The sequence below is a fragment of the Candidatus Xianfuyuplasma coldseepsis genome (assembly GCF_014023125.1).
In the GTDB taxonomy this organism is placed as follows: Bacteria; Bacillota_I; Bacilli_A; order Izemoplasmatales; family Izemoplasmataceae; genus Xianfuyuplasma; species Xianfuyuplasma coldseepsis.
On the sequence record NZ_CP048914.1, the window covers coordinates 1,355,209 to 1,377,443 of the forward strand.

28 protein-coding genes are annotated in these 22,235 nt (G+C 40.4%); 26 read left to right on the forward strand and 2 right to left on the reverse strand.

Annotated features, from left to right (window positions below; genetic code table 11):
- Window positions 1-73 precede the first annotated feature (73 nt).
- From G4Z02_RS06460 to G4Z02_RS06485, 6 genes are read left to right on the forward strand one after another with little or no spacing between them, the layout of a single operon-like run.
- The gene (locus tag G4Z02_RS06460; protein ID WP_258877204.1) at window positions 74-850 is read left to right on the forward strand and encodes a hypothetical protein; all 777 of its coding nucleotides are present in this window, start codon (window positions 74-76) and stop codon (window positions 848-850) included.
- Entirely contained in the window at window positions 828-1,151 is a 324-nt protein-coding gene (locus G4Z02_RS06465) for a thioredoxin family protein (protein WP_258877205.1), read from the forward strand. The genes G4Z02_RS06460 and G4Z02_RS06465 overlap by 23 nt, the downstream gene beginning before the upstream one ends.
- A 12-nt stretch (window positions 1,152-1,163) precedes the next feature.
- Complete coding sequence (locus G4Z02_RS06470) at window positions 1,164-3,134, forward strand: DNA translocase FtsK (RefSeq protein WP_258877206.1); 1,971 nt, start codon at window positions 1,164-1,166, stop codon at window positions 3,132-3,134.
- 8 nt (window positions 3,135-3,142) lie between these two features.
- On the forward strand, window positions 3,143-4,000 hold the full coding sequence (gene lepB, locus G4Z02_RS06475; protein ID WP_258877207.1) for a signal peptidase I: 858 nt from the start codon (window positions 3,143-3,145) through the stop codon (window positions 3,998-4,000).
- A gap of 10 nt (window positions 4,001-4,010) precedes the next feature.
- Window positions 4,011-4,874 (forward strand): ribosome biogenesis GTPase YlqF, encoded by an 864-nt coding sequence (gene ylqF / locus G4Z02_RS06480; RefSeq protein ID WP_258877208.1) that lies wholly within the window; start codon window positions 4,011-4,013, stop codon window positions 4,872-4,874.
- Complete coding sequence (locus G4Z02_RS06485) at window positions 4,861-5,481, forward strand: ribonuclease HII (RefSeq protein ID WP_258877209.1); 621 nt, start codon at window positions 4,861-4,863, stop codon at window positions 5,479-5,481. The genes ylqF and G4Z02_RS06485 overlap by 14 nt, the downstream gene beginning before the upstream one ends.
- A gap of 30 nt (window positions 5,482-5,511) precedes the next feature.
- Here the strand turns inward: G4Z02_RS06485 and G4Z02_RS06490 are convergent, their stop codons facing one another.
- Both G4Z02_RS06490 and G4Z02_RS06495 read right to left on the reverse strand, forming a co-directional pair.
- Window positions 5,512-5,898, reverse strand: coding sequence for a hypothetical protein (locus G4Z02_RS06490; RefSeq protein WP_258877210.1), 387 nt, complete (start codon window positions 5,896-5,898; stop codon window positions 5,512-5,514).
- 100 nt (window positions 5,899-5,998) lie between these two features.
- Complete coding sequence (locus G4Z02_RS06495) at window positions 5,999-7,717, reverse strand: ABC transporter ATP-binding protein (RefSeq protein ID WP_258877211.1); 1,719 nt, start codon at window positions 7,715-7,717, stop codon at window positions 5,999-6,001.
- A gap of 218 nt (window positions 7,718-7,935) precedes the next feature.
- Between G4Z02_RS06495 and rpiB the strand changes: the two genes are divergently transcribed.
- The 20 genes from rpiB to G4Z02_RS06595 all read left to right on the forward strand — a co-directional run bounded on the left by rpiB (window position 7,936) and on the right by G4Z02_RS06595 (window position 22,230).
- Complete coding sequence (rpiB, locus tag G4Z02_RS06500) at window positions 7,936-8,370, forward strand: ribose 5-phosphate isomerase B (protein ID WP_258877212.1); 435 nt, start codon at window positions 7,936-7,938, stop codon at window positions 8,368-8,370.
- A 9-nt stretch (window positions 8,371-8,379) separates the two neighbouring features.
- A complete protein-coding gene (upp, locus tag G4Z02_RS06505) occupies window positions 8,380-9,006 on the forward strand; it encodes a uracil phosphoribosyltransferase (protein ID WP_258877213.1) in 627 nt (208 codons plus the stop codon).
- The gene (locus G4Z02_RS06510; protein ID WP_258877214.1) at window positions 9,006-9,239 is read left to right on the forward strand and encodes an AtpZ/AtpI family protein; all 234 of its coding nucleotides are present in this window, start codon (window positions 9,006-9,008) and stop codon (window positions 9,237-9,239) included. The genes upp and G4Z02_RS06510 overlap by 1 nt, the downstream gene beginning before the upstream one ends.
- Entirely contained in the window at window positions 9,226-9,600 is a 375-nt protein-coding gene (locus G4Z02_RS06515) for an ATP synthase subunit I (RefSeq protein WP_258877215.1), read from the forward strand. Before G4Z02_RS06510 ends, G4Z02_RS06515 begins: the two co-directional genes overlap by 14 nt.
- A complete protein-coding gene (locus tag G4Z02_RS06520; protein ID WP_258877216.1) occupies window positions 9,597-10,301 on the forward strand; it encodes a F0F1 ATP synthase subunit A in 705 nt (234 codons plus the stop codon). The genes G4Z02_RS06515 and G4Z02_RS06520 overlap by 4 nt, the downstream gene beginning before the upstream one ends.
- Before the next feature lie 57 nt (window positions 10,302-10,358).
- A complete protein-coding gene (gene atpE, locus G4Z02_RS06525) occupies window positions 10,359-10,607 on the forward strand; it encodes an ATP synthase F0 subunit C (protein ID WP_258877217.1) in 249 nt (82 codons plus the stop codon).
- Window positions 10,608-10,634: 27 nt separating this feature from the next.
- Complete coding sequence (gene atpF / locus G4Z02_RS06530; protein ID WP_258877218.1) at window positions 10,635-11,159, forward strand: F0F1 ATP synthase subunit B; 525 nt, start codon at window positions 10,635-10,637, stop codon at window positions 11,157-11,159.
- Window positions 11,159-11,674: an ATP synthase F1 subunit delta gene (gene atpH, locus G4Z02_RS06535; protein WP_258877219.1), complete on the forward strand. Its 516-nt coding sequence runs from the start codon at window positions 11,159-11,161 to the stop codon at window positions 11,672-11,674. Before atpF ends, atpH begins: the two co-directional genes overlap by 1 nt.
- 12 nt (window positions 11,675-11,686) lie before the next feature.
- Complete coding sequence (gene atpA, locus G4Z02_RS06540) at window positions 11,687-13,195, forward strand: F0F1 ATP synthase subunit alpha (protein ID WP_258877220.1); 1,509 nt, start codon at window positions 11,687-11,689, stop codon at window positions 13,193-13,195.
- Window positions 13,196-13,207: 12 nt separating this feature from the next.
- Window positions 13,208-14,086 carry an ATP synthase F1 subunit gamma gene (atpG, locus tag G4Z02_RS06545; protein ID WP_258877221.1) on the forward strand — a complete coding sequence of 293 codons (879 nt, stop codon included), beginning with the start codon at window positions 13,208-13,210 and terminating at the stop codon, window positions 14,084-14,086.
- A 10-nt stretch (window positions 14,087-14,096) separates the two neighbouring features.
- Entirely contained in the window at window positions 14,097-15,506 is a 1,410-nt protein-coding gene (atpD, locus tag G4Z02_RS06550; RefSeq protein ID WP_258877222.1) for a F0F1 ATP synthase subunit beta, read from the forward strand.
- 9 nt (window positions 15,507-15,515) lie between these two features.
- A complete protein-coding gene (gene atpC / locus G4Z02_RS06555; protein ID WP_258877223.1) occupies window positions 15,516-15,908 on the forward strand; it encodes an ATP synthase F1 subunit epsilon in 393 nt (130 codons plus the stop codon).
- Between the two features lie 115 nt (window positions 15,909-16,023).
- Window positions 16,024-16,722, forward strand: a complete 699-nt coding sequence (locus G4Z02_RS06560; RefSeq protein ID WP_258877224.1) for a biotin--[acetyl-CoA-carboxylase] ligase — start codon at window positions 16,024-16,026, stop codon at window positions 16,720-16,722.
- Entirely contained in the window at window positions 16,715-17,254 is a 540-nt protein-coding gene (locus G4Z02_RS06565) for a biotin transporter BioY (protein WP_258877225.1), read from the forward strand. Before G4Z02_RS06560 ends, G4Z02_RS06565 begins: the two co-directional genes overlap by 8 nt.
- Window positions 17,255-17,357: 103 nt before the next feature.
- Entirely contained in the window at window positions 17,358-17,585 is a 228-nt protein-coding gene (acpP, locus tag G4Z02_RS06570) for an acyl carrier protein (RefSeq protein WP_258878709.1), read from the forward strand.
- 42 nt (window positions 17,586-17,627) lie between these two features.
- The gene (gene accB, locus G4Z02_RS06575) at window positions 17,628-18,080 is read left to right on the forward strand and encodes an acetyl-CoA carboxylase biotin carboxyl carrier protein (RefSeq protein ID WP_258877226.1); all 453 of its coding nucleotides are present in this window, start codon (window positions 17,628-17,630) and stop codon (window positions 18,078-18,080) included.
- Window positions 18,080-19,441, forward strand: coding sequence for an acetyl-CoA carboxylase biotin carboxylase subunit (gene accC, locus G4Z02_RS06580; protein WP_258877227.1), 1,362 nt, complete (start codon window positions 18,080-18,082; stop codon window positions 19,439-19,441). The genes accB and accC overlap by 1 nt, the downstream gene beginning before the upstream one ends.
- On the forward strand, window positions 19,434-20,306 hold the full coding sequence (accD, locus tag G4Z02_RS06585; protein WP_258877228.1) for an acetyl-CoA carboxylase, carboxyltransferase subunit beta: 873 nt from the start codon (window positions 19,434-19,436) through the stop codon (window positions 20,304-20,306). Before accC ends, accD begins: the two co-directional genes overlap by 8 nt.
- A gap of 2 nt (window positions 20,307-20,308) precedes the next feature.
- Window positions 20,309-21,265 (forward strand): acetyl-CoA carboxylase carboxyltransferase subunit alpha, encoded by a 957-nt coding sequence (locus tag G4Z02_RS06590; RefSeq protein ID WP_258877229.1) that lies wholly within the window; start codon window positions 20,309-20,311, stop codon window positions 21,263-21,265.
- Window positions 21,262-22,230, forward strand: a complete 969-nt coding sequence (locus G4Z02_RS06595; RefSeq protein ID WP_258877230.1) for a beta-ketoacyl-ACP synthase III — start codon at window positions 21,262-21,264, stop codon at window positions 22,228-22,230. Before G4Z02_RS06590 ends, G4Z02_RS06595 begins: the two co-directional genes overlap by 4 nt.
- Window positions 22,231-22,235: the final 5 nt, after the last annotated feature.

Genomic DNA, 22,235 nt, shown 5'->3' on the forward strand with positions numbered 1-22,235 from the left:
TAGTATTATGCCACATTCGTAAAATATACACAATACAAAACAAAAATATGTTATAATGATGGGTAGATTGGACGTGATGAAAATGCCTTTTGATTTTACTAGTTTTTCGGGCTTTGCGAATTTCTTTTTAGGCATGGTGACAGGAATTGTCGCTTTTTTGGCATTTTTCACTTTTTTCACCTTTCGCGGACGACGATTGGATTTAGCTGATATCAAGCGTCCTGATCGAGAAATGGATCCAGAGGATCTGAAAAATCTAATCTATGAAAAACAACGGAAGTTAAAACGAATGCTGAAATACGATCAAGATGGTGCATTCAAATCAACATCCGCTATGGCATATGAACTACTCGAAGAAATCAGTCGTTATTTCTTTCCGGAGTCGAAATATCCGATGCTGGAATTAAGCGTTACGGAACTGATGGAACTCAATCACTATATTACCAACCGGATTGATACATTGCTTGAGATTCCCGTATTAAAAAATGCTAAGAAAACACGGATTATTCATATTGTTAATCTATATGAAAAGAAACGAAATTTGGAACAAAGTAAAATTGTCAAAGCAGCAAAGAAGGCAAAACTTGGAAAAGTGTTAAAATATGGTGGGATGGCATTGAATGCAATCAATCCCGTTTATTGGTTTCGAAAACTAGTAATCAACACTAGTATTGATGTTATGACACGGAAAGTTTGTGTTGTGATTATTAGTGTGGTCGGTGAAGAAACCACTAAAATCTACAGTAAGAAACTTTTTGACAAGGACGTTGATCTTGGCCTTGTTGAAGGAGACATGGAGGATTTACTGACAGAAGGAGACGATGAAGATGAAGGAGATCAAAACCCTTAAACAGTTTTATGATGTGATTGAAAATGAACCGAACGTATTGGTGTATTGGTATACGAAATGGTGTCCCGACTGCTTTGCAACGAAACCACATTTACCTCGGTTGGAAAACGAATTTAGTACCATTGAGTTTTATAGTATGGATCGTGATGTTGATATTAATCTAGCAAAACATCTAGAGATTTTTGGAATTCCTAGTTTCTTGTATTTTGAGAATGGTGAAGAAGTAGGACGATATGTCGATAAGAAACGTAAGTCCTACGATCAGATCAAAGCATTTATTAACGATGCACAAACAAAATAAGAGGTGAGCTCAATGTTTGGATGGAAAAAACGAAAGAATGTTGTGGAAGAACGAACGCCGGATACCAAACCGTTTGAAATTCCACAAATTCAAGATGAATCGATGACGAAGAAGTATCAGAAAGATCACTTTGTGTCACCGATTTTTGGGACGCATGTAAAAGACGAAATCGTCATCCCAAATCCAACCAAACGTACCGGTGATTTGGATTTGCAATTAGATGGATTCCGAACCAAACCGAAAATGACAAAAGAAACCATGGAAGAACGATATGGAACGGCATATCCGGAGTTTGATTTGGTGAAAGGAAAGAACTTAAAAGAAGCGATGGAACATCAAGGTAAGCGTCGTCATCGACTGAACGATCCCATTGTTTCAGAGGTAACTGAACAACCACGGCAAACACCACCGCAACCGAAAACGAGTCTCGGTGATTTCTTTGATAAAGATACCGTAAAAGAAGCACGGAAGGACATCCAAGAAGAAGTACTCGTTGATGAACCTCAACCTAACATTGAGCCAAAGCCAGAACCGAAACGATATCCGAAGAAACCACTTCGTCAACAATATGGTAGTTATAAATTGCCTCATACAGGTCTATTGACAAGACCGGTAAAACAAGCAACCAATACCGATGATTGGGTTCAAAATCAAATCGATATTCTTGATCGTACGTTTGAGGAGTTCAGTGTTGGTGCACGCGTGAAAACCTATACCAAAGGTCCTACGGTAACACGCTATGAAATTGAATTAGAAAGTGGCGTGTACGTCAAAAAAGTTACCGGTATTACCGATAATATAAAAATGGCATTGGCTGCGAAAGAGATTCGAATGGAAGCCCCAATTCCTGGGAAGAACACCGTCGGTATTGAAGTGCCGAATGAAATCCCGGAAATTGTTCATTTTGTCGATATTGTCAGTCGTGATGAGTTTACGCATAGCAAAGATCCATTAACCATTGCCCTTGGACTCGATATTGATGGGAATGGTGTTTATACATCGATTTCAAAAATGCCCCACGGCTTGGTTGCTGGCGCAACCGGAAGTGGAAAAAGTGTTTGTATTAATACGATATTAATGAGTTTGCTATTTACGTATTCTCCCGATGATTTAAAATTGATGTTGATTGATCCGAAAATGGTCGAACTTAGCGCCTACAATGAGTTGCCACATCTCATTACGCCGGTTATTACCGATAGTAAAATTGCGACGGCTGGATTACGCTGGGCAGTGGAAGAAATGGAACGTCGTTTTGTGATATTTAAAGAAGAAGGCGTGAAAGACATCACCTCCTATAACAACAAGGCCTTCAATGAGAACTTAGATAAAATGCCATACATCGTTATCATTGTCGACGAACTTGCCGATTTGATGATGATTGCATCCAACAGTGTTGAAGAAGCAATTATGCGGATTACCCAAAAAGCGCGTGCTGCAGGAATGCATTTAATTATTGCTACCCAACGTCCATCGACGGATGTTGTTAAAGGAACGATTAAATCGAACATTCCTACTCGTATCGCATTTATGGTTAGTAGCTATATTGATTCCATGACGATTATTGATAGTGCCGGAGCCGATAAATTACTGGGTCGTGGTGATATGTTGTTTGCCGAAAGTGGTAAACCTCAAATCCGGGTACAGGGTGCCTATATCAGTGATAGTGAAATATATAATGTCAATGAGTTCATCCGTAAGCAACGCCCAAGTGAGTACATGTTTACCCAAGAAACCTTGGTGAAAAAAGCAACACGTAATGAGAGTATGGATGACTTGTTTGAAGAGGTCGCTCGTTTTGTTGTAGAAAATGAAGAAGCGTCGATCAATAAAATTAGTAAAGAGTTTCGGATTGGATTCAATCGCGCTCAAAAAATTGTTGAGGAACTATACGCAATTGGAGTCGTATCCGATAACGTTGGAAGTAAGGCGCGCAGTGTCTTGATTACAATCGATGAACTGGAAAAAATACTGGATGAAAGCTAGGCGATAACATGCATGATGAAGAGGATATGATTCCTACATTGGATGAAGAAGAATCAATTGACCAGATTGAAAATTACACATTGCAAACGACGAGCGCACGCTCGTCTTTACTGCGTCGTGCACCGTTTATCATTGGCATGACAGTACTCTATTTTGTATTGCGTCAATTGGATCACAACTTTGTTTTTAATCCAGTGAATGCGGATATCTTTTTACTCCTCATAATCGTCGCATTTGTTACGTCTATTTTCGCCCTAAGTCTTGTTGTTCAAACGAAACAAGAAGAACTTCATAAAAAACAGTTGTACCGTTTGTTCAAACGAACAAATGATGTGCTTGATTTCCTCAGCGTGATTCCCACATTGATGGTTTTATTCACGTTAGCAAATATGTTTTTTATATCGTTTTCGCCAATTAGTGGGTCCAGTATGGAACCGAATTATCACGACAATGAAGCCGTTATATTCACGCATTTTAACGTCTCGTATGAACGCTATGATGTGGTGATACTGTATGTCGAAGAATACCAAGATCCCTACTTAATCAAACGGATTATCGGACTTCCTGGTGAGACGGTGTTGATTGATAATAATGAGGTCTATATCGATGGTGAATTACTACCACAAACATTTATTGACCAAGATACGGTAAAAACGTATTGTTACAACAGTGATGACATTGATACTTGTGAGTTTACAGTGACGGACAATTCGTACTTTGTCCTTGGCGATAATCGTGATGGAAAAGCAGTTGTTGGTGAAATTAGTGGGTACTCTCGAGATTCTCGTGAGTTTGGTGTGGTTCCCTATGAGGATTTGTTTGGGAAAGTGATTTTATCGTTTAAAGATTACAATCTCCTCAACTAGGAGTGATGATATGAAACAAATACAATGGTATCCCGGCCATATGGCAAAAACAAAACGGGAAATCAAGGAAAAAGTAAAATTGGTGGATGTTGTGCTCGAGTTAGTTGATGCACGAATCCCTTTTTCGTCGCAGAATCCAAGCGTTGGTGACATGATTGGTTCAACACCACGAGTAATCCTCTTTAACAAGGCGGATTTAGCGGATACTGCAGAACTGCAAAAGTGGATAGAAATGTATCAGGATCAAGGGATTCCTTCCCTCAGGATTGATGCTGCGAAGAATCGCGGAGTTCATCAAATCCTACCGCTTATAAAATCCTTGCTACAAGATGTGATTGAAAAAGAGAAACAACGAGGACGTAAAGAACGACCACTGCGAACGATGATATTGGGTATTCCCAATGTAGGTAAATCGACATTGATTAATACCCTTGCTGGTAAGAAAAAACTGGTTGTTAGTGATCGGCCTGGTGTCACGAGACAAACACAATATATACGTGTTGGTACGGATTTTGAATTATTGGATACACCGGGAATACTATGGCCCAAATTTGATGACGAAGAGATCGCCGTTAAACTGGCTTTAACCGGTGCGATCAAGGATCAAATCTTACCCAAGGATGATGTGACTATTGCCGGATTTAGGTATCTGAATCGCTACTACAAAGGTCGGTTGGAAGAACGGTACGATGTGGATGTCGATATCGATAATATCGTCCAGTTATTTGATGATATCGGTCTGAAACGAGGGTGTTTGTTACCAGGTCGTGAGATTGATTATGATCGAGTCTGTGACATTGTTTTACATGACCTTCGTCATGGACGCTTGGGTAAAATTACGTTGGACCGGGTGGAAGAACTTGTATCAGTATGAAACCGTGTATCTCGACCAAGGATATCAGTTCATTGCCGGATGTGATGAAGTTGGACGGGGACCACTTGCTGGACCGGTGGTAGCTGCCGCAGTGATCTTAAATCCTCGGGATCATATTGAGGGACTAAATGATTCGAAAAAATTATCAGAAGCGAAACGAAATGCATTAGCTCTTGCAATAAAATCACGGGCATTGTCATACGCTGTTGCGTATGTAACACCAGAGGAAATTGACGAAATCAACATCTATCAAGCCTCCCGGAAAGCGATGTTGATGGCACTGGATACCTTATCGATTGCCCCAGATGTTGTCCTGTCCGATGCGATGCCGTTACCTTCATTATCCATCCGTGTTGAATCGATCATCAAAGGGGATAGTAAAAGTGCCACCATTGCTGCCGCAAGTATTTTGGCTAAAGTTGAACGCGATCAATACATGGTAGACATGAGTAATGTATATCCCAATTACGGATTCGAGCGACATAAAGGATATCCAACCAAGCAACATCTCAAAGCGTTAACAACATACGGAGTTACGCCGATTCATCGGAAAACCTATAAACCGGTTCGAGATATTTTAGAACAACAAATGCAATTGAATTTATAAAAAAAATACTACAATTTTTGTAGTATTTTTTTAATCTTCATTGTCATCGGTTTCCGGTTCGTTGTCATCCACTTGATCGGTTTCTGGTTCCTCGTATAAGTGACGAGTACGATAGCCGCCTTCTTGTTGATCTATTTTTTTCACCAAGGGGTGATTGCGGTATTTATCCAAATCAACTTTTTTGTGAACGCGAGAAGGAGTAGCTTTTTTGGCTACTTTCACATTAACGGTTTCAAAATCATTGATATTATTAAAGAATTGCGTGGAAAAAACGAATTTTTTGGTTTCGTTTGTATCCACGATTTTACCAATGAATTTACCTTCATCCGGTTGTACAACTTCAAGGACCTCACAAAGACCGAATTTCTTGTGTTCAATGGTCTTTCCCAACAGGTCATATAAACCCCGTTTTATCATAACGTTTCTCCTTCAACTATTCTTGATAGCAAAATTGTATTCATAAATGATTAATTTGTCAATTATTTTGTAAAAAAAAACGACACTTAGCTGGTGTCGTTTAGATTTCAATCGATGCGCGATATAGTTGCGCATAGTAGCCATTATTGGCAATCAGCTCTTTATGGGTACCGCGTTCCTTGACACCGTCTTCGGTCAAGACGAGGATTTCATCGGCATTGGAAATGGTGGATAATCGGTGGGCAATCACCAATGTCGTGCGTCCGACTGAGAGATTGTCAAGCGCTCGTTGAATCATTTTTTCAGTGATATTATCCAAGCTACTTGTTGCTTCATCGAGAATAAGAATCGGTGGGTTCTTGAGAAATACACGGGCAATACTGACGCGTTGTTTTTGACCACCAGATAATTTGACACCGCGTTCGCCGACCAAGGTTTTATAGCCGTCATCAAGGGTCATGATGAAGTCATGGATGTTTGCTTTTTTGGCGGCTTCGATGACGTCGTCATAGGTGGCTGTTGGATTTCCATATAGGATGTTGTCTTGGATAGATCCGTAGAAAATGTAGACATCTTGTTGTACGTGACCGATATGTGAACGCAATGAGTATATGTCATAGTCTTTGACGTTGTGTCCGTCGACGAAAATTTCACCTTCGTTGACGTCATAAAAGCGTGGGATTAATTTTGATATGGTGCTTTTCCCGACGCCAGTTTCCCCAACGAGGGCGACTTTTTTACCGGGTTGAATCGTGACGTTAAAATTGTGCAAGACATCACTTCGTGAACTTTCGTATTGGAAGGTTACATTGCGAAACTCGATGGTTCCTTCTGGTTGATCGAGATAGAGTGGGTTTTTGGGAGATGTAATTTTTGGTTGGATGTTTAAGATGTGATAGAATTTCTCGTATCCACTCCAGCCTTTTTGAACTTGCTCGATGGTGGAAATTAAGGTTCGTATTGGTTGAATTAAGAATGTTAAGTAGAAGAAGAACCGGGTGTAGTCACCCAAGGTGATTTCACCTTGACTTACGAGGATTCCTCCATAGACCAATACCACGACATAGAGAAGATCAATAATGACGTTTGTTCCACTACTGAAGATACCCATTTGCTTATAGAATTCACCGAAAGATTCCTGATATAAGTGCGTTACACGTTGGAATTTTTTGATTTCGAAGTCTTCGTTTGTGAAGGCTTTGGTTAAACGAATGCCACCAATGGAATTCTCGACTTCACTATTGATTTCTTCATGGGTAGCCCGTGTCTTACGGGAAGCGTTCATCATTTTGTCACGGCGGTAGGCGCTGAACAAAATTAATAACAGCAATAATACAAAAATAACAATCGTGAAGAACACGTGGATTTTGAATAAAATAATAAAACTACCAATCAACATAATGGTAGATACAATGACGTTTTCCGGTGTATGGTGGGCCATTTCCGAGATATCGCGTAAATGACCGACGATATGGGTCATAATGCTTCCGGTTTTGTGATCGTCGAAATAGTCGGAATCTAAGGTTTGAATCTTTTCAAACAAATCGATGCGCATGTCTCGTTCAATTCGGGTACCCATGACATGACCGTAATAATTGACGAAATAGTTACAACCCATGCGAATGATGTATAAAATCGCAAGAATGATACCGTAGAGATACATGGTGGAGATGTCCTTGTTGACGATGAAATCATCGACAAAGCGGCCTAAAACATCGGGGAAAAACAAGTTGATTCCACTCATTGCCAATGCGGCAATGGTATCGCCAACGAATAGAAACATATGATTGCGATAATAGCCTGCGAATGTTTTAAACATCGTATCACCTCCATGCAGAATTATACCATATGTAGAGCAATAAGAGAGAAAAATTATGACAAAAGTTGTCGTTGTTATTACGTCAAAAAGGGGAATTGGTTTAAATAATAAATTATATATAATATTTATCATATTTATTTAATTATAGGTTGTTTTCTTGCAAAGTTTTGTTATAATTGTTATAGCAAAGAGTCATAATTTAAGTGGGAAGTGATGAGATGAAAATAGCAGTTGGTGCGGATCATGGAGGATTTGCTCTCAAAGAGGAAATTAAAGCATTTTTAATCAATGAAGGTCATGACGTTACCGACATGGGCACCCATTCATTTACTAGTACCGATTATAACGACCACGCGATTAAAGTAGCCGAAGGGGTTCGGGATCATACCTTTGAACGTGGTATTTTAGTATGTGGTACCGGTGTTGGTATGAGTATTATGGCGAACAAAGTACAAGGCGTTCGTGCCGCACTTGTTCATGATGTATTCACCGCTAAGGCGACGAGACTGCATAACGATTCGAATGTATTAACCATGGGTGGTCGAGTGGTAGGACCAGGACTGGCACTAGAGATTGTAAAGGTATGGGTTGATACAGCGTTTTCACATGAAGAACGACACGAACGACGTGTTCAAAAAATAGATCAATACTAGGAGGACCCTATGGCAAAAGTAACCATTCTAAATCATCCGTTGATTGATCACAAGATGACAATCATTCGGGACAAAAACACCAATACCAAAAGTTTCCGGGAAAACGTAAATGAAATTGGAGGGTTGATCACTTATGAAATTACCCGTGATTTACCAACCAAAGAAGTGGAAGTGGAAACCCCGATTACAAAAACGATAACCCGTCAGTTGGCAAAAGATGTTATCATCGTTCCGATTTTACGTGCTGGACTAGGTATGGTCGATGGAATCCAAATGATTATTCCCACCGCCAAAGTGGGGCATGTGGGAATGTATCGCGATGAAGAGACATTGGAACCGCATGAATATTATGCGAAGTTTCCCAATGAAATCGTGGATGGGACGGTCTTGGTTGTCGATCCGATGTTAGCGACTGGGGGTAGTGCGAGTGCTGCGATAACAGCAGTGAAAAAACGTGGTGCCAAAGACATTCGTTATGTTGGTTTAGTCGGATGTCCCGAAGGTGTGGAACGATTGAATGCCGATCATCCGGATGTGGATATTTATTTAGCTGCGATGGATGAGAAGTTAAATGACGTTGGTTATATAGTGCCAGGGTTAGGAGATTGTGGCGATCGTTTATTTGGAACCAAATAATGGACGAACACAATAATAATAAGCAATGGAATGTACTGGCGCTTGTCAGTGGATTTGTCTTTGAAACATTAGTGATCATTGGTCTTGGGTATCTCGTTGGATATTATTTGGATCTATGGCTCAATACAGGATTTGTGTTTACGGTAGTATTGATGATTGTTGCAGTGTTTTACTCGATTTATCATTTGATTACTGTCGTAAACAAACAAGGTGATGAGGATGAACGACAATAGTAATGCATTCATCAAAGCCTTTCCAATTACGTGGGTCGTAACTGGAGTTGTAGCGGTTTTGTTGTATTTTGTGGTCTCTGATATGTGGGCGTATTCCTTTGTCCTTGGAAGCGCGACATCGTTAATGATGATGAGTATGATGTATAAGACGACCAAAAAGATTTTAGATGAGCAAGCGAAGGATGCTTCAAAGCGGGTGGTTCGCAATTATATCTTTCGCTACCTTTTTTATGCCATTATTCTCGTTGCTGTTGGATTATCCGATACCTTGATTATCGTGGCAACGGCGATTGGATTGTTGACGTTTAAAGTGAGTATATATATCGCATTATTCTTAGAGAAACGAGGTGGGACAGAGTGATTGATTTTTATGTAAATTTAGCACCTGGAGTGAAATCTTCATTGATCATAACAACGGTACTGATCATTGCTTTGTCTTTGATTGGTTTACGGGTTAAAAAATTACAGGCAACAGATGTTCCCCATGGGATTACGTTGATTGCCGTCATGTTTGTTGAAATGGTAAATGACATGGTTAAAAATGTGTTTCATAAGAACTGGAAACCGTATGCTCCATTAACGATGACGATTCTCATATTCTTGTTGTTTGCCAATACCGTTAGTTTATTTGGACTGACTGCCCCTTTGTCGAATATTATGGTGGCCTTGTCGTTTAGTGTCTTTGCGTTTGGTAGTATTCAGCTGGTTGGATATACGGTAACCAATCCCTTTAAACGAGCAAAGAGTATGCTCAATCCATTAAATTTGATTGGTGAGATATCAACCCCACTGGCGATGGGACTTCGTTTGTTTGGGAACCTACTCAGTGGTAGTATTATCGGATTAATTATCTTCCGCGGTAGTTATGAACTGGCGATGTTTATCTTTGATGCGATTGATATTTTAATTTTGAACGGAATTGGATTTGCCATATTCCAAACGATTGGTTTGGGTGTTGGAGCCTTCATTCACGCTGTGTTTGATGTGTTCTTTGGAGCGATTCAAGCCTATGTGTATTTCATGCTATTCACCATCTTTATGAGTTTAGCAGTAGAGGAGTAATGGTCTGCGCAAGCAGTTCATATATAACAGAGTACATTAATTAAGGAGGAACTATAAATGGAAGTAGTATTTAATGAATTTTTCGCAAATGGAATGGCATTCATTGGTGCTGGTATTGCAGTATTAACTGGATTTGGTCCTGGTATTGGACAAGGGTATGCTGCAGGGAAAGCTGTAGAAGCACTTGGTCGTCAACCTGAAGCAGCTAGTCGGATTCAATCATTGATGATTACCGGACAAGCGATTGCGGAAACCACTGGTCTATACGGACTAATCGTTGCAATATTATTAATTTTTGTTGCATAGTACTACGAATTAAAGGAGGCTGGCATCATGGAGAATGTTGCTCAAGCGATAGAGGAGTTTGTAAACAGTTCCCTGGGGGTAAACCCCATCGAAATGGTGATACAGATTGCCTCAACCATCGTCCTCTTTTTGGTGGTTAAATTCTTCTTTTGGAATCACGTTACGGATTTCTTAGAGAAACGTAAAGAAGCGATGAATGAAGAGTTTACGAAAGCGAAAACCGCAAGTGATGAAGCCGCAAAGTTAAAAGAACAAGCGGATGCTGAGTTGCATGAAATTCGTCAAAGTGCCAAAGGCATTTATGACGAAGCCAAAGAACGCGGAGAACAAGAGCGTAAAACGATTGTTTCGACAGCGAAACAAGAAGCCGAACGCTTGCTTGAAAATGCCCAAGAAGAAATCGAAAATGAGGTCGAACGCGCACGAACCGATATCAATAATGAAATCGTTAGTGTTGCAACGTTGATGGCTGAGAAAATCATTGAAAAAGAGTTGGATCCAAAGAAACATAAAGATATACTACAACACGTAACCAAAGAGGTTTCAAATTAATGAGTTACGTGGCTTTTCAGTATGCAGAAGCACTGTTTTCTTTGGCATTGGAATCGAAACAACTCGATTCGTTACAAGAGGTCTATGACGGATTTTTAGAAGCTCAAGATTCGGATATTCACATCTTTTTGAATCATCCAAAGATTAAGAAAAGTGAGAAAAAAGAGGTTCTAAAGAATGCGATTGAACATCCCTTGTTCATCCATTTCCTATACGTCTTGATCGACAACAACCGTGTCGATTTACTGGACGATGTGTATCGCGAATTACAAACGATTATTAACAATCAACATAAGGTAATGTATGCGACGGTGTATTCCAGAGTAGCATTAACCAAAACCGAGTTGGAAAACTTACAAACCAGCATCGGTAAAAAGCATCAACGAACCGTTACGTTAGAGAATGTTGTCGATCCATCGATCATCGGTGGGGTTCGGATTGAGTATGAAGGACATGTCCTTGATCAAACGATTAACAATTACCTGCATTCTTTACAAAACGATTTATCGAAATAACGAGGTGGAAATATGAGTAAAATCAACCCGGTTGAGATTAGTTCCTTAATCAAGGAGCAAATCAAGAAATATGAAAAACAAACCAAAACCGAAAACGTCGGAACGGTTATTACTGTTGGGGACGGAATTGCCTTAGTTCATGGCTTGGATAAAGCGATGAGTGGAGAACTCCTAGAGTTCCCGAATGACGTGTTTGGTATGGTGTTGAACTTGGAGACCGATCATGTCGGTGCCATTTTGCTTGATGAGAGTACCGAAATTAAAGAAGGCGACACGGTAAAAACAACCGGTCGTATTTTAGAGGTTCCGGTTGGAAAAGATATGATTGGACGCGTCATCAATCCGCTCGGATTACCCTTGGATGGACGTGGGCCAATTGCGAGCAAAAAAACGAGACCGTTGGAGCAAAAAGCAACGGGTGTAATGAGTCGTAAAAGCGTGAATGAACCATTACAAACCGGTCTTAAAGTATTAGATGCATTGGTTCCGATTGGACGGGGACAACGCGAATTGATCATTGGTGATCGCCAAACCGGTAAAACATCGATTACGATCGATACCATCATCAACCAAAAAGGAAAAGATGTTATTTGTATCTACGTTGCCATCGGTCAGAAAGAGAGTACCGTTGCCAATGTATATGAAACATTAAAACAACATGGAGCAATGGATTATTCGATTATCGTAAATGCCAGTGCTTCACAACCGTCACCATTACTCTATCTTGCTCCGTACGCGGGTGTTACCATTGGGGAAGAGTTTATGTTTGATGGAAAAGATGTTCTTGTTGTATACGATGATTTAACAAAGCATGCAATTGCGTATCGTGAGTTGTCGTTATTACTTCGTCGTCCCCCAGGACGTGAAGCATTCCCTGGAGATGTATTCTACTTGCACAGTAGATTATTAGAACGGGCTGCGAAATTGAACGATGACCTTGGTGGCGGAAGCATTACTGCGTTACCAATCATCGAAACCCAAGCTGGTGACATTAGTGCCTATATTCCAACCAATGTCATCAGTATTACCGATGGCCAAATTTTCTTACAAAGCGATTTGTTCCACAGTGGTGTCCGACCAGCAATCAACGCTGGATTATCGGTTAGCCGAGTTGGAGGAAGTGCGCAAATTAAGGCGATTAAAAAAGTATCTGGTACACTGCGTCTCGATCTTGCTGCGTATCGTGAACTAGAAGCATTTACCCAATTTGGTAGTGACTTAGATGACGCGACGAAAGCACGATTAGAACGAGGAAAACGTACCGTTGAAATCCTCAAACAAGGATTGCATAAAACGATGGACGTTGAACTCCAAGTCATTAGTATCTTTAGCCTAATCAACGGGTTCTTAGATGACGTGAAAGTCGAAGACATTTTACGATTTGAAGCAGAGTTGCACGATTATTTTAAACGTGATAAACAAGGAGATGCCCTCCTTGATGAAATTCGGACATCCAAAGGATTACCGGACACAGAACAACTGAAAGACGTTATTACAAGGTTCAAAAAAGTATTTGTATAAGGTGGTGTTAATATGGCAACAATGAGAGAAATAAGATCCCGTATTAATGCGACCAAGAAAACCGCACAAATTACGAAAGCGATGCACATGGTATCGGCATCGAAACTCAAAAAAGCGGAGAGAGCAATTAAGGATTTTCGTCCATTAATGCATCGTCTCCGACAAATGATTGATAACCTACTGGAACAAGACGATGTCAGCCACCCAATGTTGGTGGAGAGAGACATCGACAAAGTATGTTACATCATTGTTTCATCCGATCGTGGTCTCGCGGGACCTTATAATTCAAGTATCTTTAAAGCATTTGATGCCTATGTAAAAGAGAATCATACTTCAGCAGATGAATTTGTTGTGGCACCGATTGGTTACAAAGCCATGAGTCATGCGAAACGAATGAACTACCCATTGTTGAACGATCATGCCATTCATGTTCGTGATGATGTCCAGTTCATTGATTTCAAAGAGGTCTCAACCAATTTCATGAAGTCTTTTTTACGAGGCGAAATTGATAAAATCGTCGTCTTCTACAATCACTTTATCAACACGATTTCACAGCAAGTCGAGGAGTATCAACTACTACCGATTGTAAATGGTTATCATCAAGAAGACGAAGAGGAATTACCGGAGATTGCGCTCATTTATAACTATGAACCCAGTCCCAAAGCAATCATAAATCATGTACTACCGATGTATGTTGAAAATATGCTTTATGGAATCATTTTGGATGGTAAAGCTAGTGAACATGCAGCGCGGATGACCGCGATGAAAAGCGCAACGGACAATGCGGAGGATATTATTAAGACCTTGCAGTTGCATTACAATCGTGCACGTCAAGCCGCAATTACTATGGAGTTAACCGATATCATTGGCGGCGCCAATGCGGTGAACTAAGGAGGAACTTATGAACAAAGGAAAAATCGTTCAAGTAATGGGTCCGGTTGTGGACGTTCAATTTGATGACAAATTGCCCGAAATCAATCATGCATTAACCATTCATGTCGACCCAAAAGATAATAACGGTGTTGGGATTCATTTAACCTTAGAAGTCTCACTGCACCTAGGAAACAACGTTGTTCGTACGATTGCAATGGATGGTACGGATGGAGTTGTTCGCGGTATGGACGTTGTCGATACAAATGCACCGATTACGGTTCCAGTTGGAACGAAAACCTTAGGTCGTATTTTTAACGTCTTAGGGGAGGAAATTGATGGAAAAGAAGCGTTGGGTAAAGACGTACCACGTAATCCCATTCATCGTCCTGCACCCAAATTGGAAGACATCAGTAGTGAAGTAGAAATTCTCGAAACTGGAATCAAAGTCGTCGATTTATTGGCCCCGTATATTAAAGGTGGTAAAATCGGTCTCTTTGGTGGTGCTGGTGTTGGGAAAACGGTATTAATCCAAGAGTTAATCAACAACATTGCCCAAGAACACGGAGGAATCTCCGTATTTGCTGGTGTTGGTGAACGGACTCGTGAAGGGAATGACTTATATCATGAAATGACCGAAAGTGGCGTTATTGAAAAAACAGCCATGGTCTTCGGTCAGATGAATGAACCACCGGGAGCACGGATGCGTGTCGGGTTAACCGGATTAACCTTGGCGGAACACTTCCGTGACGAAGAACATCAAGACGTATTGTTCTTCATTGACAACATCTTCCGTTTTACTCAAGCGGGTAGTGAAGTATCCGCGATGTTGGGGCGAATGCCTTCAGCAGTTGGATATCAACCCACGTTGGCAACAGAAATGGGAAAATTGCAGGAACGGATTACAACGACAAAAGAAGGTTCAATCACCTCGATTCAAGCCGTCTATGTACCTGCCGATGACTATACTGATCCAGCGCCTGCGACAACGTTTACCCACTTGGATGCCACAACAAACCTAAGTCGAAAGATTTCCGAAGAGGGAATTTATCCTGCGGTGGATCCGCTTGCATCGACCTCTCGAGCATTGGCTCCGGAGATTGTTGGTGAGGAACATTATGAAGTAGCACGAGAAGTGCAACGGACGATACAGCGCTATAATGAACTTCTAGATATTATCGCGATCCTCGGGATGGATGAATTGAGTGAAGATGATAAGTTAGTTGTTCATCGGGCACGTCGTATCCGCTTGTTCTTAAGTCAAAACTTCCACGTTGCCGAACAGTTCACTGGACAGCCAGGAACGTATGTGCCAGTAGAACAAACAGTAAAAGGATTTAAAGAGATCTTAGAAGGTAAATACGATGACCTACCAGAAGATGCCTTCCGTTTAGTTGGTAGCATTGAGGATGTCATTAAAAAAGCCGAATCGATGAAGTAGGGTGATTCGATGAAAATTAGTGTAGTCACACCACATGGTGAATTGTATAACGAAGACATTGAGTACGTTGTTGTTTCATCGAAAATGAATGGTGAGTTTGCAATCATGAAAGACCATATTCCAATTATTAGTAGTGTTGATATTGGCTATGTTAAAATGGTTCGTGATGGCAAAGAACTGTTTACCGTTATCATAAATGGTGTCGTGGAACACAACAACAATATTATTAATGTTATTGCACAAGAAGCTCATGTAGGGTTATCGAAAGATAGTGCCTTAGATCATTTAAATACGGTTCGTGAAGAACGAATTCGGGAAAACAAGCGACGCAATGTCGACTTTGCCAAAGCCGAACGCGAACTAAAGAAAAACGTAAAAGAGGCGAAAGCCGGACATATGTAAAAATCAAAGCCAGGAAACTGGCTTTTTGTTTTTTTATTACGATGATACTGTTTGACAACATGTAGCGGATAAGATATGATACACTTAATATATATACGTTGTTGAAGGAGGGTTTATGATGATTGGAAATAAAGTCTGTTTTTTTCAAACCATCGATTCAACCAACACATTCATGAAACAACACATCAGTGATTACAAACATGGAGATATGCTGTGTGCTCGCATCCAAACGGCGGGTCGTGGTCGACGTGATCGAACGTGGGTTAGTACGGATGGAAACTTACACACGTCATTCTTACTAGACACAACCATTCAAGAATATCAGCCGTTTGAAGTGGTGATGCGTTCGAGTATTGCCGTGGTTCAGATGCTACAGCAATTTGATGTTGATGCGATGATAAAATATCCCAATGATATCATCGTCAAGCGACATAAAATTGCCGGTATGTTAATCGAGAAAGTCGACAACTATATCATCGTTGGTCTAGGTGTTAATGTGTCCTTTGGCAATACGGATATGTACCAGTTTCACCCATCTAGCATTTTACTTGAGACCGGTCGGTTCGTTGATTATCGTGATGTTCTAAGTTCTTTTATTGATGCGTTCAATGCGCTTGCTTCATCTAGCCATGAAGACATTACCCAACGATATAAGGAATATTCCTATGTGATCGATAAATATGTCCATATTGATGGACAAGAAGTTCTAGTGAAGGACATTACATCCGCTGGTGAGTTGCTTGTTGAACGAGATGATAACACAATCATTACGTTGACGCCAAATGAAGTGAGTCTATCCAATCAGTATGAATAATCGAGTAAAAGAATTATTGCTGATTGCATTGTTTCCGTCAATGATGGGGGCAACCGCAGGAATCGCGATTCCACTGGGGAGTTTGCCGTCCATTACTCTACAAACGTTATTTGTCTACTTAGCAGGATTAATACTAAATCCGCGAGATGCAGGGATTAGTATGTTGGTGTACGTACTACTAGGAGCGATCGGTGTACCGATATTTAGTGGATTTACTGGAGGTATGGGAATATTGCTCAGTGTTCGAGGTGGATTCATTTTTGGTTTCATAATTGTTGCAATGTTTGTAAGTATTATGAAAAACGTAAAGATTCTAAATAAGACATATATTGACTTATTCCTTGTATTAGTCATTTCTAGCCTGCTGTTATATATGATTGGAGGCTCATATATTGCATTTGTTACAAAAGGAACTATTTGGCTTGTATTAGCCGGATTCTATGTATATTTAATCGGCGATTTTATCAAGATTTTCATCGCCATACATGCATATGTGCGCATACGTTCACACGTAACGTATGAGCGTCGATAAATATGAAAACCCATTCAATTGTTTGAACATCAAAATAAATTGACAACCATCATTATTTCTTATACAATATAACTAATTTTGTTATAGATTGGAGGAAATAATGATGGTTTTTGAAAAATTACAAGAAATTATCGTAAGTGAGTTAGGTGTAGACAAGGAAGATGTAACATTAGAAGCAGACTTGAATGACGATTTAGGAGCGGATTCATTAGATGCTGTAGAGTTGATTATGGCAATTGAAGATGAATTTGATTTAAGCGTATCCGATGAAGTTGCTCAAGGATTAAAAAACGTACAACAAATAGTTGATTATATCGAAAGTCAAAAGTAAAGGTTAAAATCTTTACTCTTTTGTTTTTAGGAGGGTTAACCTATGGATCTACGACAGATCAAGAACATTATCAAAGAGTTCGAAGATTCCAAGATTGATAAGTTAGAGATATCCGATAAGGATTTCAGTATAAAATTAGAAAAGAACAAAACGCAAACTATATTTTCTAGTTCTCCTTCCGTTTCTGACAATGGCGTAGCTACTCCGCCGGTAGCTACCCCGTCAGAACAGGTACAACCGGAAGTTGAGGAAAACACCAATGTCTTAGTGAAAGCACCGCTTGTAGGAACATTCTATCAAGCACCTTCACCAGACGCAAGTCCGTTTGTTCGTGTGAATCAAAAAGTGAATAAGGGAGATACACTATTTATCGTTGAAGCAATGAAAGTGATGAATGAGATTGCAGCACCTGTTTCAGGAACTGTCGTAAAAATAAACGTAAGTGATGCGACCATGGTAGAGTTCGGTCAAGTCGTGATGGAAATTCAGGAATAATGTTTCAAAAAATCCTGATTGCCAACCGTGGTGAAATCGCGGTTCGAATCATTCGTGCTTGTAAACAGATGGGTATCGAAACCGTAGCGATCTACTCTCAAGCAGATCGCTATAGTTTACATGTCCAACTAGCTGATGAAAGTGTATGTGTCGGCGGAAATAAAAGTAGTGAATCCTACCTAAACATGGAGAATATTGTAACGGCTGCCATTTCTACAGGAGCAGAAGCGATTCATCCAGGGTTTGGGTTTTTAAGTGAAAATGCCAAGTTTGCTGAGCTTTGTATCGAATGTGGAATTCGTTTCATCGGACCAAAAGCTTCAGCAATCCACAATATGGGTAATAAATCAAAAGCCCGGCAAATGATGATGGATGCAGGGGTACCCGTTGTTCCGGGAAGTGATGGTGCGGTAGCCAGTTTGGCTGAAGCACGACAACTTGCGGATGAAATTGGTTATCCGGTATTGATTAAAGCCAGTGCGGGTGGTGGCGGACGCGGTATGCGTGTTGCGTACACCAAGGAAGAATTTGATAATAGCTTTGAAACCGCGAAATCAGAAGCGAAAATTGCCTTTGGCGATGATACGATGTATATGGAGAAATTCATTCTAAACCCACGTCATATCGAGTTTCAAATTATTGCCGATAAATATGGCAATGTGTGTCATTTGGGTGAACGGGATTGTTCGATTCAACGACGAAATCAAAAAGTCATTGAAGAAGCACCATCCTTGATCTCGGATGAACTTCGAAACAAGATGGCTGAGGCAGCGATTAATGCTGCTCGAGAAGTCGGTTATGAGAATGCTGGAACCATCGAGTTTTTGGTAAGTGGAGATGAGTTCTATTTTATTGAAATGAATACGCGAATCCAAGTGGAACACCCGGTAACCGAGATGGTAACTGGAGTTGATATTATCCAAGAGCAAATTCGGATTGCAAGTGGTGAAGCATTATCGTTTACGCAAGAGGATGTAGAACTCAAAGGTCATGCGATTGAAGTTCGACTCAATGCTGAAAATCCACGAGAAAATTTCCGACCTAGTCCTGGGACAATATCACTTGTCCATGTACCAAGTGGCCATGGGGTTCGGTTTGACAGTTTTATCTATTCGGGATATCAAATTCCACCCTATTATGATTCGATGATGGGGAAATTGATTGTACATGGAAAAACCAGACTGGATGCAATTATGAAAATGAGAGCATCCTTAGATGAAGTCATCATTGATGGTGTGGATAATAACCGTGCTTTTTGCATGCAAATACTCCAAGAGGATTGCTTTGTCAAAGGAGAAACGGACACAGGATTTATTGCTGCTCATTTGGAGCAATTGTTAGGATATGATGACCATGAATAATTTAATAAAAGCATTTGAAAAGCGAAAACAAGAACGACGTAGTACAAAACCATTTCATCATACCAACTATAATAGCACGTTGGATGTTCCTAAGGGATTATATGAAAAATGTAGTAAGTGTAAAGAACCTGTTAATACAAAACATATGGCAGAAGAACAATTTATATGTTCCCATTGTGGTGAGCATTTCCGGATGCGTGCCGTGGACCGCATCAAGATGACGGTTGATCCGGGGACGTTTATTGAAAAGGGTCTCGGATACATTTCATTAAATCCGTTATTCCAAGAGGGATATGATGAAAAAATCAAACAGTATCAAGCGAAAACCGATCTCGATGAAGCGTATATGTATGGGTACTGTAAAATCAATGGACAACCCTGCGTGATTGGTGTTATGGACAGTTTCTTCCTTATGGGAAGCATGGGTAGTGTTGTTGGTGAAAAGGTCACACGTAGTTTTGAATATGCAATCTATAAAAAACTACCGATTATCATCTTTACCGCTTCCGGTGGTGCTCGGATGCAAGAAGGAATCTTTAGTCTTATGCAAATGGCAAAAACAAGTGCTGCGGTATTAAAACACAGTGATCATGGCTATTTGTATATCAGTGTGTTAACTCATCCAACAACAGGTGGTGTTACCGCTAGTTTTGCATCATTAGGTGATATCACACTCGCGGAACCCGGCGCATTGATTGGATTTGCCGGACCACGAGTCATTGAACAAACAATCAAGCAAACCTTACCAGAAGGTTTCCAACGAAGTGAATTCTTACAGGAAAAAGGGTTTGTAGATAAAGTTGTTCACCGTAAAGACATGCGCAATACCCTTGCGCAATTACTGAAGATGCATCGGAGGTATTAACGATGAATATCTTAGAAAAAGAGCGTAAATTACGCGAATTAGAAACGAAAATTGAAGAGATGAATGATCCATCCTTGATACGCAATATAAAAGAAGAAATGGAAAAATATAAACGTCAGGCGATGACGGATTTAACCGCATGGGACCGTGTACTATTAGCTCGACACCAGCAACGGCCAACATCACTCGACTTCATCCATTTTATCTTTGACGAATTTATTGAACTTCACGGTGATTACAACTATCGTGACGATGAAAGTATTGTTGCGGGAATTGCGATGTTGAATAATACCCCAGTCACGGTTATCGCTCAACAAAAAGGTAAAAATTTAGACGAGAACCTTAAACGAAATTTTGCAATGCCTCATCCTGAGGGGTATCGGAAAAGTCTCCGTTTGATGAAACAAGCAGAGAAGTTTCGCCGACCGATTATTACATTTATCGATACACCAGGAGCATATCCTGGACTCGGGGCTGAAGAACGTGGACAAGGGGAAGCAATCGCACGAAATCTACTAGAGATGTCTGGTTTAACCGTACCAATCATTGCCGTGATTATTGGCGAAGGTGGAAGTGGAGGAGCCTTGGCTCTTGGCGTCGCAAATCGCGTCTTAATGTTGGAAAATGCGATTTACTCCATTCTATCACCTGAGGGGTACGCCAGTATTTTATGGAAGGACAGTACATTAGCTAGTAAGGCAGCAGAAGTAATGAAATTAACCAGTTATGACTTGGAGGAATTTGGAATTATTGATCGAATCATTGCCGAACCTATCGGTGGTGCTCATTTTGATCCGGTTGTAACCTATGAATATACCAAACTCGCAATTATTGAAGAATTGGAACAGTTGATGGATTTGCCACCAATCGATTTACGGGATTTGCGAATCAAAAAATACCGCGATATGGGATTCTTCCAGCGCTTTAATTACGAGAATTTAGGAGGCGTTTCACGATGATTTATACAAAGATTAAAGGAACGGGGAGTTATGTACCCAAACGGTTTTTAACCAATGATGATTTAGCACAAATCGTCGATACAAATGATGAATGGATTCGGACTCGTACCGGGATCGAAAAACGACATATCGTTACTGATGAATATACCATTGATTTAGCAGAACAAGCAGCACTAGAAGCTCTAGAGTCATCACACGTGGCAAAAGAAGATATTGATTTGGTCATCGTAGCAACGGTTACGCCAGATCATTATTTTCCGGGAATTGCACAACTACTACAAAAACGGCTTGGTTTAAAAACCGTTACTGCATTTGATATCAATGCTGCATGTAGCGGATTTTTATATGCACTTCAAATCGCGGATAAAATGATTAAGAGTGGCGCATTTCACAATGCGTTGATCGTTGGTGCTGAAACACTGACACGTCTAACCGATTGGTCCGATCGAAACACATGTGTGCTGTTTGGAGATGCTGCAGGAGCCATGGTCATCGGGACAAGTGATTACGACAGTATTCGTACAGTAATTACTGGTAGCGATGGCGATGACAACAGTTATCTTATTTGTGATAATGTGGATTTAAAAGATCCATATACCAATGAAAAAAGTACACAAGATCACATTCACATGAACGGTCGTGAAGTGTTTAAATTTGCCACACGGATTATGCCACAAATGGTTCGTGATCTGCTGGAGATGAACAAGATGTCAATTGATGACTTGGACTATATCGTAGCGCATCAAGCCAACTTGAGAATCATTGATAAGGCGGCGCGTGACTTAAACTTCTCTATGGACAAGATGTATGTCAATATCAATGAATATGGCAATACATCCGCCGCAAGTGTACCGCTGGCAATCGATGAAGCGATTCGTAAAGGTCACTTAAAACGAGGCGATCAATTTGTAACCGTAGCCTTTGGTGGAGGATTCACCTGGGGTGGCGCACTGATTACGTATTAGGTGAT

Coding starts and splice junctions, on each gene's coding strand:
- G4Z02_RS06465 (WP_258877205.1), top strand. CDS start 828: ATGAAGGAGATCAAAACCCTTAAACAGTTTTATGATGTGATTGAAAAT.
- G4Z02_RS06470 (WP_258877206.1), top strand. CDS start 1,164: ATGTTTGGATGGAAAAAACGAAAGAATGTTGTGGAAGAACGAACGCCG.
- lepB (WP_258877207.1), top strand. CDS start 3,143: ATGCATGATGAAGAGGATATGATTCCTACATTGGATGAAGAAGAATCA.
- ylqF (WP_258877208.1), top strand. CDS start 4,011: ATGAAACAAATACAATGGTATCCCGGCCATATGGCAAAAACAAAACGG.
- G4Z02_RS06490 (WP_258877210.1), bottom strand. CDS start 5,898: ATGATAAAACGGGGTTTATATGACCTGTTGGGAAAGACCATTGAACAC.
- G4Z02_RS06495 (WP_258877211.1), bottom strand. CDS start 7,717: ATGTTTAAAACATTCGCAGGCTATTATCGCAATCATATGTTTCTATTC.
- rpiB (WP_258877212.1), top strand. CDS start 7,936: ATGAAAATAGCAGTTGGTGCGGATCATGGAGGATTTGCTCTCAAAGAG.
- upp (WP_258877213.1), top strand. CDS start 8,380: ATGGCAAAAGTAACCATTCTAAATCATCCGTTGATTGATCACAAGATG.
- G4Z02_RS06510 (WP_258877214.1), top strand. CDS start 9,006: ATGGACGAACACAATAATAATAAGCAATGGAATGTACTGGCGCTTGTC.
- G4Z02_RS06515 (WP_258877215.1), top strand. CDS start 9,226: ATGAACGACAATAGTAATGCATTCATCAAAGCCTTTCCAATTACGTGG.
- atpE (WP_258877217.1), top strand. CDS start 10,359: ATGGAAGTAGTATTTAATGAATTTTTCGCAAATGGAATGGCATTCATT.
- atpF (WP_258877218.1), top strand. CDS start 10,635: ATGGAGAATGTTGCTCAAGCGATAGAGGAGTTTGTAAACAGTTCCCTG.
- atpH (WP_258877219.1), top strand. CDS start 11,159: ATGAGTTACGTGGCTTTTCAGTATGCAGAAGCACTGTTTTCTTTGGCA.
- atpA (WP_258877220.1), top strand. CDS start 11,687: ATGAGTAAAATCAACCCGGTTGAGATTAGTTCCTTAATCAAGGAGCAA.
- atpG (WP_258877221.1), top strand. CDS start 13,208: ATGGCAACAATGAGAGAAATAAGATCCCGTATTAATGCGACCAAGAAA.
- atpD (WP_258877222.1), top strand. CDS start 14,097: ATGAACAAAGGAAAAATCGTTCAAGTAATGGGTCCGGTTGTGGACGTT.
- atpC (WP_258877223.1), top strand. CDS start 15,516: ATGAAAATTAGTGTAGTCACACCACATGGTGAATTGTATAACGAAGAC.
- G4Z02_RS06560 (WP_258877224.1), top strand. CDS start 16,024: ATGATGATTGGAAATAAAGTCTGTTTTTTTCAAACCATCGATTCAACC.
- G4Z02_RS06565 (WP_258877225.1), top strand. CDS start 16,715: ATGAATAATCGAGTAAAAGAATTATTGCTGATTGCATTGTTTCCGTCA.
- acpP (WP_258878709.1), top strand. CDS start 17,358: ATGGTTTTTGAAAAATTACAAGAAATTATCGTAAGTGAGTTAGGTGTA.
- accB (WP_258877226.1), top strand. CDS start 17,628: ATGGATCTACGACAGATCAAGAACATTATCAAAGAGTTCGAAGATTCC.
- accC (WP_258877227.1), top strand. CDS start 18,080: ATGTTTCAAAAAATCCTGATTGCCAACCGTGGTGAAATCGCGGTTCGA.
- accD (WP_258877228.1), top strand. CDS start 19,434: ATGAATAATTTAATAAAAGCATTTGAAAAGCGAAAACAAGAACGACGT.
- G4Z02_RS06590 (WP_258877229.1), top strand. CDS start 20,309: ATGAATATCTTAGAAAAAGAGCGTAAATTACGCGAATTAGAAACGAAA.
- G4Z02_RS06595 (WP_258877230.1), top strand. CDS start 21,262: ATGATTTATACAAAGATTAAAGGAACGGGGAGTTATGTACCCAAACGG.